This window comes from Paraburkholderia phymatum (assembly GCF_040965635.1).
GTDB lineage: Bacteria > Pseudomonadota > Gammaproteobacteria > Burkholderiales > Burkholderiaceae > Paraburkholderia > Paraburkholderia phymatum_B.
The window spans coordinates 118,514-131,997 of record NZ_JBFRCH010000014.1 but is presented as its reverse complement, the minus strand read 5'-3'; the positions used below and the strand labels follow the sequence as shown (position 1 = coordinate 131,997).

Annotated in this window: 10 protein-coding genes and 2 tRNA genes; 8 read left to right on the top strand and 4 right to left on the bottom strand. The window is 62.0% G+C overall.

Annotated features, from left to right (window positions below; all coding sequences use genetic code 11):
* Positions 1-126: 126 nt before the first annotated feature.
* The 7 genes from clpP (at position 127) to AB4Y32_RS23140 (ending at position 7,774) form a co-directional block, all read left to right on the top strand.
* Positions 127-786 carry an ATP-dependent Clp endopeptidase proteolytic subunit ClpP gene (gene clpP / locus AB4Y32_RS23170; RefSeq protein WP_007585897.1) on the top strand — a complete coding sequence of 220 codons (660 nt, stop codon included), beginning with the start codon at positions 127-129 and terminating at the stop codon, positions 784-786.
* Between the two features lie 205 nt (positions 787-991).
* Positions 992-2,263, top strand: coding sequence for an ATP-dependent Clp protease ATP-binding subunit ClpX (gene clpX / locus AB4Y32_RS23165; RefSeq protein ID WP_368723580.1), 1,272 nt, complete (start codon positions 992-994; stop codon positions 2,261-2,263).
* Positions 2,264-2,445: 182 nt separating this feature from the next.
* Complete coding sequence (gene lon / locus AB4Y32_RS23160) at positions 2,446-4,863, top strand: endopeptidase La (RefSeq protein ID WP_368723579.1); 2,418 nt, start codon at positions 2,446-2,448, stop codon at positions 4,861-4,863.
* A 347-nt stretch (positions 4,864-5,210) separates the two neighbouring features.
* The gene (locus AB4Y32_RS23155) at positions 5,211-5,483 is read left to right on the top strand and encodes an HU family DNA-binding protein (RefSeq protein WP_007585907.1); all 273 of its coding nucleotides are present in this window, start codon (positions 5,211-5,213) and stop codon (positions 5,481-5,483) included.
* Between the two features lie 70 nt (positions 5,484-5,553).
* Positions 5,554-5,629, top strand: a tRNA-Val gene (locus tag AB4Y32_RS23150).
* Positions 5,630-5,670: 41 nt separating this feature from the next.
* Positions 5,671-5,747: transfer RNA gene (locus AB4Y32_RS23145), tRNA-Asp, on the top strand.
* A gap of 98 nt (positions 5,748-5,845) precedes the next feature.
* Complete coding sequence (locus AB4Y32_RS23140; protein WP_368723578.1) at positions 5,846-7,774, top strand: SurA N-terminal domain-containing protein; 1,929 nt, start codon at positions 5,846-5,848, stop codon at positions 7,772-7,774.
* A gap of 115 nt (positions 7,775-7,889) precedes the next feature.
* On the opposite strand, the gene AB4Y32_RS23135 is transcribed toward AB4Y32_RS23140, so the two are convergent.
* Both AB4Y32_RS23135 and AB4Y32_RS23130 read right to left on the bottom strand, forming a co-directional pair.
* Positions 7,890-8,228: a hypothetical protein gene (locus AB4Y32_RS23135; RefSeq protein ID WP_368723577.1), complete on the bottom strand. Its 339-nt coding sequence runs from the start codon at positions 8,226-8,228 to the stop codon at positions 7,890-7,892.
* Between the two features lie 124 nt (positions 8,229-8,352).
* Positions 8,353-9,093: an arylesterase gene (locus AB4Y32_RS23130; protein ID WP_368723576.1), complete on the bottom strand. Its 741-nt coding sequence runs from the start codon at positions 9,091-9,093 to the stop codon at positions 8,353-8,355.
* Between AB4Y32_RS23130 and AB4Y32_RS23125 the strand changes: the two genes are divergently transcribed.
* Positions 9,092-9,778 carry an ABC transporter ATP-binding protein gene (locus AB4Y32_RS23125; RefSeq protein WP_368723575.1) on the top strand — a complete coding sequence of 229 codons (687 nt, stop codon included), beginning with the start codon at positions 9,092-9,094 and terminating at the stop codon, positions 9,776-9,778. The two genes, AB4Y32_RS23130 and AB4Y32_RS23125, sit on opposite strands and share 2 nt — an antisense overlap.
* 105 nt (positions 9,779-9,883) lie before the next feature.
* Here the strand turns inward: AB4Y32_RS23125 and pgi are convergent, their stop codons facing one another.
* Positions 9,884-11,506 (bottom strand): glucose-6-phosphate isomerase, encoded by a 1,623-nt coding sequence (gene pgi / locus AB4Y32_RS23120; protein ID WP_368723574.1) that lies wholly within the window; start codon positions 11,504-11,506, stop codon positions 9,884-9,886.
* A gap of 307 nt (positions 11,507-11,813) precedes the next feature.
* Entirely contained in the window at positions 11,814-13,415 is a 1,602-nt protein-coding gene (locus AB4Y32_RS23115) for an NAD(P)H-hydrate dehydratase (RefSeq protein WP_368723573.1), read from the bottom strand.
* Positions 13,416-13,484 lie beyond the last annotated feature (69 nt).

Sequence of the window (13,484 nt, the reverse complement as noted above, 5' to 3'; positions counted from 1 at the left end):
CCGAACCGATGGCCGATTCATGCTAAAAAAATGCTTGTCGGCGGTTTTGGCACTTGAAGAAGTGCGTGGCCATACCCAATTGTTCAGAATCGGCTATCAGAACATTTCCTGACAAGGATCCATTGCATGACCTTTCGCGCTCAAATGCTGGACACGTTGACCTCCCAGTCGTCACGGGATCGGGATCTCGAAGCGCAAGCGCTCGGCCTCGTGCCGATCGTCGTCGAAACGAGCGGTCGCGGCGAACGTTCTTATGACATCTACTCGCGCCTGCTGAAGGAGCGCGTGGTTTTCCTGGTCGGCGAAGTGAACGATCAGACCGCGAACCTCGTGATCGCGCAGTTGCTGTTCCTCGAAAGCGAAAATCCGGACAAGGACATCAGCTTCTACATCAACAGCCCGGGTGGCTCGGTGTCGGCCGGCATGGCGATCTACGACACGATGCAGTTCATCAAGCCGGACGTCTCGACGCTGTGCATGGGTCTCGCGGCCAGCATGGGAGCGTTCCTGCTCGCAGCGGGCGCAAAGGGCAAGCGTTTCGCGCTGCCGAACGCGCGCGTGATGATCCACCAGCCGCTCGGTGGCGCACGCGGTCAGGCATCGGATATCGAAATTCAGGCACGCGAAATCCTGTACCTGAAGGAGCGTCTGAACCAGTTGCTGTCGCATCACACCGGTCAACCTGTCGAGCGGATTCAGCGCGACACGGACCGCGACAACTTCATGTCCGGTGACGACGCGCAGGCGTATGGTCTCGTCGACCAGGTTCTGCATAAGCGTCCGTAAAGTTCGCTGAAACATGACTGATCCGGAGCGCTTTTCCTTCAAATTGGGGAAAGAGCGCCGGCGCAAAACCTTGTGAAATAATAAGACACGTCTGAACGCCTGCGGCAAACGCCGTCACAGCTTTTGCGCATCCGTCCTACCCCGACTGAACGGGGTGGGCAAACGGCGTATCATGTCATTCGAGTGTCCGGAGGCTCACACATCTATGGCGGACAAAAAAGGTTCTAACAGCGAAAAGCTGTTGTATTGCTCGTTCTGCGGTAAGAGTCAGCACGAAGTCAAAAAGCTGATTGCTGGCCCGTCGGTATTCATTTGCGATGAATGTATCGACCTTTGCAACGAGATCATTCGCGACGAAGCAGCGGGCGCGGGTCTGGAAACAGGTCTGTCCAAGTCCGACCTGCCAAGTCCCCAGGAAATCCGCGAAATCCTCGATCAATACGTGATCGGGCAGGAACGCGCGAAGAAAATTCTCGCGGTCGCGGTGTACAACCACTACAAGCGTCTCAAGCATCTCGACAAGAAGGACGAGGTCGAGTTGTCGAAGAGCAACATTCTGCTGATCGGCCCGACGGGCTCCGGCAAGACCCTGCTCGCCCAGACGCTCGCACGCCTTCTGAATGTGCCGTTCGTGATCGCCGACGCGACCACGCTGACGGAGGCCGGCTACGTCGGCGAAGACGTCGAAAACATCATTCAGAAGCTGCTGCAAAACTGCAATTACGAAGTCGACAAGGCGCAGCGCGGCATCGTCTACATCGACGAAATCGATAAGATCAGCCGCAAGTCGGATAACCCGTCGATTACTCGCGACGTGTCGGGCGAAGGCGTGCAGCAGGCGCTGCTGAAGCTGGTGGAGGGCACGATGGCGTCGGTGCCGCCGCAAGGTGGCCGTAAGCATCCGAATCAGGATTTCATTCAGGTCGATACGACCAATATCCTGTTTATCTGCGGCGGCGCGTTCGACGGCCTCGAAAAAGTCATCGTCGATCGTACGGAAAAAACGGGAATCGGTTTCGGCGCGAGCGTCAAGAGCAAGCAGGATCGCGACGCGGGCGAAGTACTGCGCGAAGTCGAGCCGGAAGATCTCATCAAATTCGGCCTGATTCCAGAACTGATCGGACGTCTGCCCGTCGTGGCGACGCTTGGCAAGCTCGATGAAGCCGCGCTGATGAAGATTTTGGTCGAACCGAAGAATGCGCTCGTGAAGCAGTATCACAAGCTGTTCAACATGGAGCGTGTCGAGCTGGAGATCCGTCCGGCTGCGTTGCAGGCCGTTGCGCGCAAGGCGATCCGCCGTAAAACGGGGGCACGTGGCTTGCGTTCGATTCTGGAACAGGCGTTGCTCGACGTCATGTACGAACTGCCGGCAATGAAGGGCGTCAGCAAAGTCATTATTGACGACAATGTTATTGATGGTGACGGAAAGCCACTATTGATCTACGAAGACGCTCCGAAGGTGGCGGGCTCGAATTGATCGGCTTCCCGATGGTTGAAAAAAAGCCGTTCATGGCGCGTGAACGGCTTTTTTCGTTTATCGTGTCGTCAGGACGGAATGTTTTTCTGGAGTCACTGAACTTTTCCCACACGCGAAGGCTTGCAATCGTTTTATGCGGCCTCAACTACCGAACAAACTGATTCCACTCATGGGGAAATGAAATGTCAGGAACCCAACTCCTCCCGCCGGAACGCGTCACACTTCCGCTGCTCCCGCTGCGTGATGTAGTCGTCTTCCCGCACATGGTGATTCCGCTCTTCGTGGGTCGCCCGAAGTCGATCAAGGCGTTGGAAGCCGCGATGGAAGGCGGCAAGCACATCATGCTTGTCGCTCAGAAAACGGCGGCCAAAGACGAGCCGACCGAAAAGGACATGTATGAAGTAGGGTGTGTCGCGAACATCCTGCAAATGCTCAAGCTGCCCGACGGCACCGTGAAGGTGCTGGTCGAAGGCCTGCAGCGCGCGAAAACGCTGACGGTCGAAGAGCAGGAAACGCAATTCTCGTGCGAAGTCATGCCGCTCGAGCCCGACCACGCCGACAGCGCCGAAACGGAAGCGCTGCGTCGCGCGATCGTGTCGCAGTTCGACCAGTACGTAAAGCTGAACAAGAAGATTCCGCCGGAAATTCTCACGTCGCTGTCGGGCATCGACGAAGCCGGGCGTCTCGCCGATACCATTGCCGCGCATCTGCCGCTCAAGCTCGACCAGAAGCAGCAGATTCTCGAAATGTTCCCGGTCATCGAGCGGCTCGAGCATCTGCTCGCGCAACTCGAAGCCGAAATCGACATCCTGCAGGTGGAAAAGCGCATCCGTGGGCGCGTCAAGCGTCAGATGGAGAAGAGCCAGCGCGAGTACTACCTGAACGAACAGGTCAAGGCGATCCAGAAGGAACTGGGCGAAGGCGAAGAGGGTGCCGATCTCGAAGAGCTCGAGAAGCGCATCACGGCCGCGCGCATGCCGAAGGAAGCCAAGAAGAAGGCCGACGCCGAGCTGAAGAAGCTCAAGCTGATGTCGCCGATGTCGGCGGAAGCGACGGTCGTGCGCAACTACATCGATACGCTGATCGGCCTGCCGTGGCGCAAGAAGAGCAAGGTCAACAACGACCTCACGAATGCGGAGCGCGTGCTGGACGAAGACCACTTCGGACTCGAAAAGGTCAAGGAACGCATTCTCGAGTACCTCGCTGTCCAACAGCGCGTGGACAAGGTGAAGGCGCCGATCCTCTGCCTCGTCGGGCCTCCCGGCGTCGGCAAGACGTCGCTGGGGCAGTCGATTGCGCGCGCAACAAACCGCAAGTTCGTGCGCATGGCGCTGGGCGGCGTGCGTGACGAAGCCGAAATTCGCGGCCACCGTCGTACGTACATCGGTTCGATGCCGGGCAAGATCCTGCAGAGCCTGACCAAGGTCGGCGTGCGCAATCCGCTCTTCCTGCTCGACGAAGTCGACAAGATGGGGATGGATTTCCGCGGCGATCCGTCATCGGCGCTGCTCGAAGTGCTCGATCCGGAACAGAATCACACGTTCGCCGACCACTACGTCGAAGTCGACTTCGACCTGTCCGACGTGATGTTCGTCGCGACGTCGAACTCGCTGAACATCCCGCCGCCGCTGCTCGACCGGATGGAAGTGATCCGCCTGTCGGGCTACACGGAAGACGAGAAGGTCAGCATCGCGCAACGTTATCTGCTGCCGAAGCAGAAGAAGAACAACGGCCTCAAGGCTGGCGAGATCGAAGTCACGGAAGCCGCTATCCGCGACATCATTCGCTACTACACGCGTGAAGCGGGTGTGCGTTCGCTCGAGCGTGAAATATCGAAGATCTGCCGCAAGGTCGTGAAGATGCTACTGCTGAAGAAGGCGGACAACGTCGTCACGGTCGACGGCAACAACCTCGACACGTTCCTCGGCGTGCGCAAGTACGACTTCGGTCTGGCGGCGAAGGAAAACCAGATCGGTCAGGTCACGGGCCTCGCGTGGACGGAAGTCGGCGGCGATCTGCTGACGATCGAAGCCGCCGTGATGCCGGGCAAGGGCAACGTGATCCGCACGGGTTCGCTCGGCGACGTGATGAAGGAATCCGTCGAAGCCGCGCGCTCGGTGGTGCGTTCGCGTTCGCGCCGTCTGGGCATCAAGGACGAAGCGTTCGAAAAGCAGGACATCCACATCCACGTGCCGGAAGGCGCGACGCCGAAGGACGGCCCGTCCGCCGGCATCGCGATGACGACCGCGCTGGTGTCGGTGCTCACGGGTATCCCCGTGCGCGCGGATGTCGCGATGACGGGCGAAATCACGTTGCGCGGCGAAGTGCTGCCGATCGGCGGGCTGAAGGAAAAGCTGCTGGCAGCGCATCGCGGCGGCATCAAGCTCGTGCTGATCCCGGAAGAAAACGTCAAGGATCTGACGGAGATTCCGGACAACGTGAAGAACGCGATCGAGATCGTTCCCGTCCGCTGGATCGACAAGGTGCTCGAATTGGCGCTCGAACGTGTGCCGTCGCCGTTGCTTGAAGAAGAGCCGAAGGCGGCCGCGCCCGTCGGCGAATCGAAGGATGCCGGCGCCAGCGATGTCGTGAAGCACTAGGCAATCTGGTCGGCTGACGGCAGCCGGCCTTCTCAGCAAGCGAAAACCCGCGGCTTGGTCCGCGGGTTTTTTATTTGCATATCCCGAAGAAACTGCGCAAACGTTTTTTCGTATGCGCTCTCGTGAATACCGTTTTTAACCGGCCGGATTCGTTGCATCTGCATCGGTTCCTTTGCAAGATTTTGTCATCGACAAGCCTTCGACGCACCCTTCGAATCAGGCCCAACCCCGCTTGACACAAGGGTTTCGGCCCATTCTAATGAGTGGCCGGCAAATTATGCCGTGCCGCAGCTAACCGGGCGCTTAGCGCTTTCATGATTGCCCAACTACACACTCGGGGGCTTTAAATGAATAAAACGGAATTAATCGATCACATCGCACAGCAGGCCGACATTTCGAAAGCGGCAGCGGGCCGTGCGCTGGATGCCGTGATCGGTGGCGTCAAAGGCACGTTGAAAAAGGGTGGTTCGGTCACGCTGGTCGGTTTCGGCACGTTCGCCGTGGGCAAGCGCACGGCTCGCACGGGCCGCAATCCGCGCACGGGTGCGGCGATCAAGATCAAGGCGGCCAAGGTCCCGAAATTTAGGCCTGGCAAAGCGCTCAAGGATGCGTTAAACTAATCGGCTCGCTGCTTGATGACTTTGTCGGTGCAAATCGACATGAGCAATCAGGCGGCGGCAATCTCGGAGCGGGTGCTTAGCTCAGTTGGTAGAGCGGCGCCCTTACAAGGCGTAGGTCGGGAGTTCGAGCCTCTCAGCACCCACCAGTTCCAGATTGAAGTGACACGCTGCAGCATATGCAGCAAAAGGAGTGGTAGTTCAGTCGGTTAGAATACCGGCCTGTCACGCCGGGGGTCGCGGGTTCGAGTCCCGTCCACTCCGCCAGTATCCTAGAAAGGCGAACCCCGGTTCGCCTTTTTTATTGCCCGCTGTTGTACTATCGGGCGTTCCGTTTTTGGCACCTGACTATTGCCTCCTCAAGCATGCTCGATTTCTTCCGCAATCACCAACGTCTGATGATGTTCATGCTCATCCTGGTCATTCTGCCGGGCTTGGGCTTTGTGGGTATCCAAGGCTTTCGCGGTTTCTTTGACGAGAGCACGAACGTCGCAAGCGTTAACGGTCACAAGATCACGCGCGCCGAATTCGACAACGCGTGGCGCCAGCAAATGGACCGCGCGCGTCAGATGCTCGGCGCCCAGTTCGACTCGAAGGTGTTCGACACGCCGGAGCGTCGCAAGGACATGCTCGATGGCCTGATTCAACAGCGCGTGCTCGCCGACGAAACGCAACGCCTGCATCTGACCGTCTCCGACGATGCGCTGCGCCGCGCACTGCTGGCCGACCCTATAATCGGTTCGCTGAAGAACCCCGACGGGTCGATCGACCTGAACAAATACAAAGAACTCCTCGCGATGCAGGGCATCACGCCCGATCAATATCAGGAGCAGGTCCGCTACGGCATGGCGATGCAGCAGTTGCCGGCTGTGATCACGCAGACGTCGTTCACGCCGAAGACACTCGCCCAGCATCTGACCGAACTCGCCGAGCAGCAGCGCGAAGTGCAGGGTCTCGCATTCCACGCGAAGGAGTACGAGTCGAAGGTGAAGCCGACCGACGCGCAAATCCAGGCGTACTACGACGCGCACAGCAACGACTTCGCGACGCCCGCGACGGCAACGATCCAATACCTCGTGATGTCGCCCGCCGCGCTCGCTGCGTCGACGAACCCGAGCGACGCCGATCTCAAGAAGTACTACGACGACAACATCGCGCACTTCCGCACGACGGCCGAAGTGCGCGCGAGCCATATCCTGATCGCGGCGCCGAAGGACGCGAGCGCCGCTGACAAGGACAAGGCGAAGCAGAAAGCGCAGCAGATTCTCGCGCAGGTGAAGGCGCATCCGGATCAGTTCGCGCAGATCGCGCAGCAGGATTCGCAAGACCCGGGTTCGGCATCGAAGGGCGGCGATCTGGGCTATTTCGGCCCGGGCATGATCGCGGGCGGCAAGGCGTTCGATGACGCCGTCTTCAAGATGAAGAAGGATGAGATCAGCGACCTGATCCCGTCGGACTTCGGCTATCACATCGTCAAGGTGACGGACGTGAAGCCGTCGGTGACGAAGCCCTTCGACGAAGTGAAGGACTCGATTGCGAAGGACCTGAAGACGCAGCTGGCGGCCAAGGCATTCAGCGACGATTCGGAAGGTTTCACGTCGACCGTCTACGAACAGGCGAAGAGCCTGCAACCGGCCGCGGACAAGTACAAGCTACAGATTCAGACCGCGACGGTCACGCCGAAGGCCAACACCGCGCTGCCGCCGGATAGCCCGCTGAACAGCGCGAAGTTCCTGTCTGCCGTCTTTGCGAACGATTCGGTGAAGGACCGCAACAATACGCAGGCCATCGACGTCGGCAGCAACACGCTGGTTGCCGCACATGTGACCGACTACAAAGCGGCCGCCGTGCCCGCGCTCGCCGCGATCAAGGATGCCGTGCGTCAGAAGCTCGTGGTACAGCAGGCCGCCGACCTGGCGCGCAAGGAAGGCGAAGTGAAGCTGGCCGATCTTCAGAAATCGAAGTCGACGGACGGCTTTTCGTCTTCGCTGAAAGTGTCGCGCAACGACGCGCAGGGCGTGCCGGCTGCTGCACTGGGTGCAATTTACAAGGCCGATGCCCAAAAGTTGCCGGCTTACGTAGGCGTCGATCTCGGTGCCGACGGTTACGTGATCTATCGCGTGAATGCCGTGGTTCCGCCTGCTCCGACCGATTCGAAGCGTCTCGCGGCTGCGCAGCAGCAGATTGCATCGGTGAACGCGCAGGCCGAAGCGGAAGCCTATCTCGACGCGCTGCGCGAGCGATCGAAGGTGAAGATGTACGGCTCGCTCGAAAGCAACCAGTCGGGCGAGTAAGCCCGCTTCGATCGACGCATGAGGCCGTTCCAGGCCGCTTCATGCAGACAGCAAAAAGCCCCGCGGCCGCACACGCGGGGCTTTTTTCGTTTCGTGACGAGCGCAAGCGAGGCCGTTACAGGCAGGCGCTGATGTCGCCCGTTGCGTCGCTGCCTGCGCCGCCCGCGGCGCGGAACCCGACCCACGTGCCCGCGCCCCGATAGTTCGGACGCACAATCGCGGCGGCGCCGTTCGGAGGCTGCTGGCCGGGGACGTAGACGTCCAGTGCCTGGTCGTTGGCCAATGTGTCTTGCGCCACGACTTGCTGCTGCGACTTGTCGGCCCACTTCTTCGCGATGCATTGGCCGACAGCCCTCGGTGGCTGCTGGCTGGTGCCGACGGACTGCACGCCGGCGGGCTGCGCGGCGCAAGCGGAGATGGCGACAGCCATAGCGACAAGCGGTAAGTATTTCACGTTATCTCCTTCCAGAAATCGCTCGAGTCGAGCCGGTAGTCGAAATCAGGCCAGTCCCTCTGATGACGTGCCTGGTCACGTTTCCCATAATTCGAAACGAGTTGTCGGCGCGCCGGACGCGCGTTCATTGGGACGTGGTGTGGAGCAGCGGCTTCAGCGCCGGCCACACGTTGTCGAGGAGCAGGGGCTGTGCCTGTTGCGTCGGATGGATCTGATCCGACTGGAACATGTCCGGCTTGTTTTCGATTCCGGCGAGAAGAAATGGGACGAGGGGCACGCGCAACTGCTTCGACAGCTCGCCGTACAGCCCGTGGAACTTTTGCGTGTAGTCGAGGCCGTAATTGGGCGGCACGTACATGCCGATCAGCAGGACTTTCGCGTGACCCTGCTGGGCTTCCTTGATGATCGTGCGAAGATTGTCCTCTGTCGTACCGAGCGGGACGCCGCGCAGCGCATCGTTGGCGCCGAGCTCGACGATCACGATGGCGGGCTTGAGACGCTGCATCAACGCGGGCAGGCGTGCGCGCCCGCCGCTCGTGGTGTCGCCGCTGATGCTCGCATTCGCAACGTTATAATCGATCCGCTCACTCGACAGACGCCGACGCATCAGCGAAACCCAGCCGGTGTCGCGAGGCAGCCCGTATTCGGCGGAAATGCTGTCGCCGAGCACGACGATCGTCGGCTTCGACTGCTGCGTGTTGGTGCCTGCCGTCGCGGCCGTGGCGGCGGAGTTGGCGCCGGCGTTTGCGCTATTTGCGGCCTGGGCGTACGCGCAAAAAGTCGCGGCGAAGGCGAGGCAAACACCTGCCCCGGTCAGTGCCGCAATCGACGCAGCGGCGCGCACTTTCAACCTACGCTTCACCATGCCAAAGAAAACCGATCCAGTCATCGAAGTGCGGGGTTTGTGCAAGAGGGTTAAGGACGCGACAGGCGAGTTGACGATCCTCGACAACATCGATTTGTCGATTCGAGCCAGCAGCCGCGTGGCGATTGTCGGCGCATCGGGCTCGGGCAAGTCTACGCTGCTTGGACTGCTTGCCGGATTGGACAGCGCGACATCGGGGTCGGTTCGTCTGCTCGGCCGCGAACTGACGGAACTCGACGAAGACGGCCGCGCCGCGTTGCGCAACGGTTCGGTCGGCTTCGTGTTCCAGTCGTTCCAGTTGATGCCACATCTGACGGCGCTCGAAAACGTCACGCTTCCGCTCGAACTGCAAGGCGATCTGTCGCCGCGCGACGTCAATGCACGCGCGCGGACGCTGCTCACGCAAGTCGGGCTGGGCGAGCGGATGCGTCACTATCCGAAGCTGCTGTCGGGCGGCGAACAGCAACGCGTGGCGCTGGCGCGCGCATTCGCGACCCATCCGGCCATTCTTTTCGCCGACGAACCGACGGGCAGCCTCGATGCCGCGACGGGGCACGCCGTCATCGACTTGATGTTCGAGATGAACCGCGCAAACGGCGCGACGCTCGTGCTGGTCACGCACGATGTCGAACTGGCGCGCCGCTGCGATACGACGATAACGATCGAAGCAGGGCGCCTGATCTGAGCGCAGCTGCAACTGCATCGAAACCCGCCTCAACCAAGGCACAAAAACAAAATAGGCCTTTGAGATCAAAGGCCTGTTCGCGTTTGTGTGACTGGCGATGCCCGCTCAGCGCTTCAACGCCGAACGCGCACGCGCGATCAACGCCGATGTCGACGAATCGTGCTTCTTCTCATCGACGCTCGCCGCATTGAGATCGGCCTCGACGACCTTGCCGAGAATCTTGCCCAGCTCGACGCCCCACTGGTCGAACGAGTTGATGTTCCACACCGTGCCTTGTACCAGCACCTTGTGTTCGTACAGCGCGATCAGCGCGCCGAGCGAGCGGGCGGTGAGGGCGTCGACGAGCAGCGTCGTGGTCGGGCGGTTGCCGGGGAACATGATGTGCGGCGCGAGCTCGGGCTTGTCCGGGCCTGCGACCTTCTCGGCTTCTTCGCGCGTGCGGCCGAGCATCAACGCTTCGCTTTGCGCGAAACAGTTAGCGAGCAGCTTCGGATGATGCGAGGCGAGCGGGTGCTCGGGCGTCAGCACGGCGACGAAGTCGATCGGGACGATGGTCGGCCCCTGGTGCAGCATCTGGAAGAACGCGTGCTGGCCGTTCGTGCCGGGCTCGCCCCACGTGACGGCCGAGGTGTCGTAGCTGACGAACGAGCCGTCCAGACACGCCTGCTTGCCGTTGCTTTCCATTTCGAGCTGCTGCAGATAGGACGGAAGATAGTGCAGCGCTTCAGAATACGGCGCGACCAGATAGCTCTGCGAGCCGAAGAAGTTGCGATACCAGATGCCGATCATACCCATCAGCACGGGCAGATTGCGCTCGAGCGGCGCGCTGCGGAAATGCTCGTCCATATCGTTCGCACCCGCGAGCAGTTCGTCGAACTGCTTCGGGCCGATAGCGATCATGATCGACAGACCGACAGCCGACCACAGCGAATAGCGCCCACCCACCCAGTCCCACATCTCGAACACGTTGTCCTGCGCGATGCCGAACTTGACGACCTCGGCGGGATTCGCCGACACACCGACGAAGTGCTTCGCCAGTTCGTTTTGCGGGCAGCCCTTCTCGATGAACCAGTCGCGCAGCGAGTTCGCGTTGGTCATCGTTTCGAGCGTCGTGAAGGTCTTGGAGACGATGATGGCGAGCGTCTCCTCGGGATCGATCTGCGTGAGCACGCGATACAGATCCGCGCCATCGACGTTCGAGACAAAATGGGTCGAGATGTCCGGCGTCGCGAGACGATGCAGCGCGTGCACGACCATCTTCGGTCCGAGGTCCGAGCCGCCGATGCCGATGTTGACGACGTGGCGAATGCGCTTGCCCGTGTAGCCCTTCCAGTCGCCGTTGCGGACCTTGTCGGCGAATGCGGCCATCTTCGCGCGCTCGGCCTGCACCTTGCCGTAGAACGGCGCCGTCGGGCTGCTCGCGCGCAGCGCCGTATGCAGCACCGCGCGTCCTTCCGTCGGATTGACTATGTCGCCCGCGAACATCGCGTCGCGGCGCTTTTCGACGTTCGCCTCGCGCGCGAGTTGCACGAGCAGTTGCAACGTTTCGTCGGTGATGCGGTTCTTCGAAAAGTCGGCTGCAAGACCGCCGCCGGCAAGCGTGAATCGTTCGGCGCGCGTCGGCGCGGGATCGTTCTCGGGTGCAAACCAGTCGCGCAGGCGCGCATCGCGAATCTGTCCGTAGTGTGTTTGCAGCGAGTTCCAGGCGGGGAGCGAGTTCAGAGTCATAACCGTCCGTCTAACGAAGGAAAACGAGTGGCCGGCCGCGCATCGTGCGTGCCGGAAGGGATCTGCGGACGCGCAGTCGGCTGAGCGGTACGGTCGCCGGATGCGCGGCGGCGCGCCTCGTGCCCCGTCAGCGGGCGTCTGCAGTTCGCGTCGCGGCCGAAGCCTGGCCGACCGACGCAGTCAACCAGTATAGCGGTCCCGGATGACAGCCGGCATCCATGGGGCCGGTACGCCAGATAAAGGGAAGCATGAGCAGGATGTTTCCCGGACGCATGCACGGGACGCCGGAGCGCACGCCCGTAAGCGGTCAGTCCCGTCGCGGATAGACGAGCCGGTTCAGCAGTTTGCGCACCATCGGCGCGAGTTCGCCGGCTGTCAGTCCTGCCGGGCCTTCGCCGCGGGCGGTGAGCGCGTCGGCGGCGAGTCCGTGCAGATAGACGCCCGCGAGCGCCGCTTCATAGCGAGGCAGGCGCTGGGCGAGCAGCGCACCGATCAGTCCGCCGAGCACGTCGCCCGTGCCGCCCGTCGCCAGCGCTGCATTGCCCGTCGGATTGACGGCGACGCGGCCATCGGGCGCGGCGATCACCGTACCCGTGCCTTTCAGCACGACGACGCTCGAGTAGCGCGCGGCGAGCGCGCGCGCGGCCCCGAGGCGGTCGCTCTGCACGGCTTTCGCGTCCGTGCCGAGCAGACGCGCGGCTTCGAGCGGATGCGGCGTCAGCACGCAAGGATCGGTGGCCGATCCCTTCGTCGGTCCAGTCCTGGGTGCGCCGCGCTGCTTCACGGCATTCGCCAGATCGGCGTGTGCAGCGATGAGGTTCAGCGCATCCGCGTCGAACAGCTTCGGTGCGTCGAGCGGCAGTACGTTGCGCAGCACCTCGACAGCCCGCTCGCGCTTGCCCATCCCGCAGCCGATCGACAACGCGTCCATCTGGTCGAGCGGCAGATCGTCGAGGCGATGCAGCATCAGCTCAGGATGGGGCGGATCGTAAGGCGGACTGCCGGAGCCTAGAAACGCGACATGCACCTTGCCAGCGCCCGCGTACAGCGCCGCGCGCGCGGCGAGGATTGGCGCGCCGCACATGCCCGTGTCGCCGCCCACGACGGCAACGCTGCCGAACGTGCCTTTGTGCGTCGAGTAATCGCGCGGCGGGAAGTGCGGAACGAACAGGGCGGGCGCGTTCAGCCGGGCCCCCGGCTCATGAGGCGCTTCGACCCCGATGGGCGCGACCGTCACCTCGCCTGCGAGATCGCGCCCCAACGCCATGAAAAAACCCGGCTTCGCGCCGATGAACGTGACGGTATGGGTCGCGCGCACAGCGACGCCGCCTTCGACGACATTGCCCGTGTCGCTATCGAGCCCGCTCGGCACGTCGAGTGCGAGGACACGGCCATGCGTCGTCGCGCGCGCCGACAGCTGTTGCGCGATCGACGCGTAAACGCCCTCCAGCGGCCTCGCGAGCCCGATGCCGAACATCCCGTCGACGACCCACCCGTAGCCGTCCAGTGAGGCCGGCACTGCGCCCGAGATCGGCACGCCCGCCGCGCGCGCTTCGGCCAGTGCCCAGCGGGCGTCGTCGGGCTTGACGTCGACGGGCATGCAGACTTCCACCGCGACGCCCGCCCGCTGCAACTCAACCGCGACGATGAGCGCATCGCCGCCGTTATTGCCGGGGCCCGCGACGAGCCACACGGGATGGCGCGCATCGACGGAACCGTCATGCGCAAACTGTTCGAGCAGGAAACGGGCGCCCGCGTGCCCCGCGCGGCCCATCAGCGTATGGGCGGGCAAGGCGGCTTCGGCGCTCTTTTCGAGCGCGCGCAGCTCGGCCACGCTCAGGAGCGCGAGCGGCCGGTCATGGGGATTGACGAGGATCGAGTGCTGGGCGGGAAGCGTGGCATCGGTCATGGCAGCCTATCGGAGAACGTAGGGGGCGTCGATAGCGACGGAGTACGTTCATGGTAGTGGCATTGCGCG

Bases quoted from the DNA above. Each gene is read 5' to 3' on its own strand.
- AB4Y32_RS23125 (WP_368723575.1), top strand. From the start codon at position 9,092: ATGCCAAAGAAAACCGATCCAGTCATCGAAGTGCGGGGTTTGTGCAAG.
- AB4Y32_RS23155 (WP_007585907.1), top strand. From the start codon at position 5,211: ATGAATAAAACGGAATTAATCGATCACATCGCACAGCAGGCCGACATT.
- lon (WP_368723579.1), top strand. From the start codon at position 2,446: ATGTCAGGAACCCAACTCCTCCCGCCGGAACGCGTCACACTTCCGCTG.
- pgi (WP_368723574.1), bottom strand. From the start codon at position 11,506: ATGACTCTGAACTCGCTCCCCGCCTGGAACTCGCTGCAAACACACTAC.
- AB4Y32_RS23115 (WP_368723573.1), bottom strand. From the start codon at position 13,415: ATGACCGATGCCACGCTTCCCGCCCAGCACTCGATCCTCGTCAATCCC.
- clpX (WP_368723580.1), top strand. From the start codon at position 992: ATGGCGGACAAAAAAGGTTCTAACAGCGAAAAGCTGTTGTATTGCTCG.
- AB4Y32_RS23140 (WP_368723578.1), top strand. From the start codon at position 5,846: ATGCTCGATTTCTTCCGCAATCACCAACGTCTGATGATGTTCATGCTC.
- AB4Y32_RS23130 (WP_368723576.1), bottom strand. From the start codon at position 9,093: ATGGTGAAGCGTAGGTTGAAAGTGCGCGCCGCTGCGTCGATTGCGGCA.
- clpP (WP_007585897.1), top strand. From the start codon at position 127: ATGACCTTTCGCGCTCAAATGCTGGACACGTTGACCTCCCAGTCGTCA.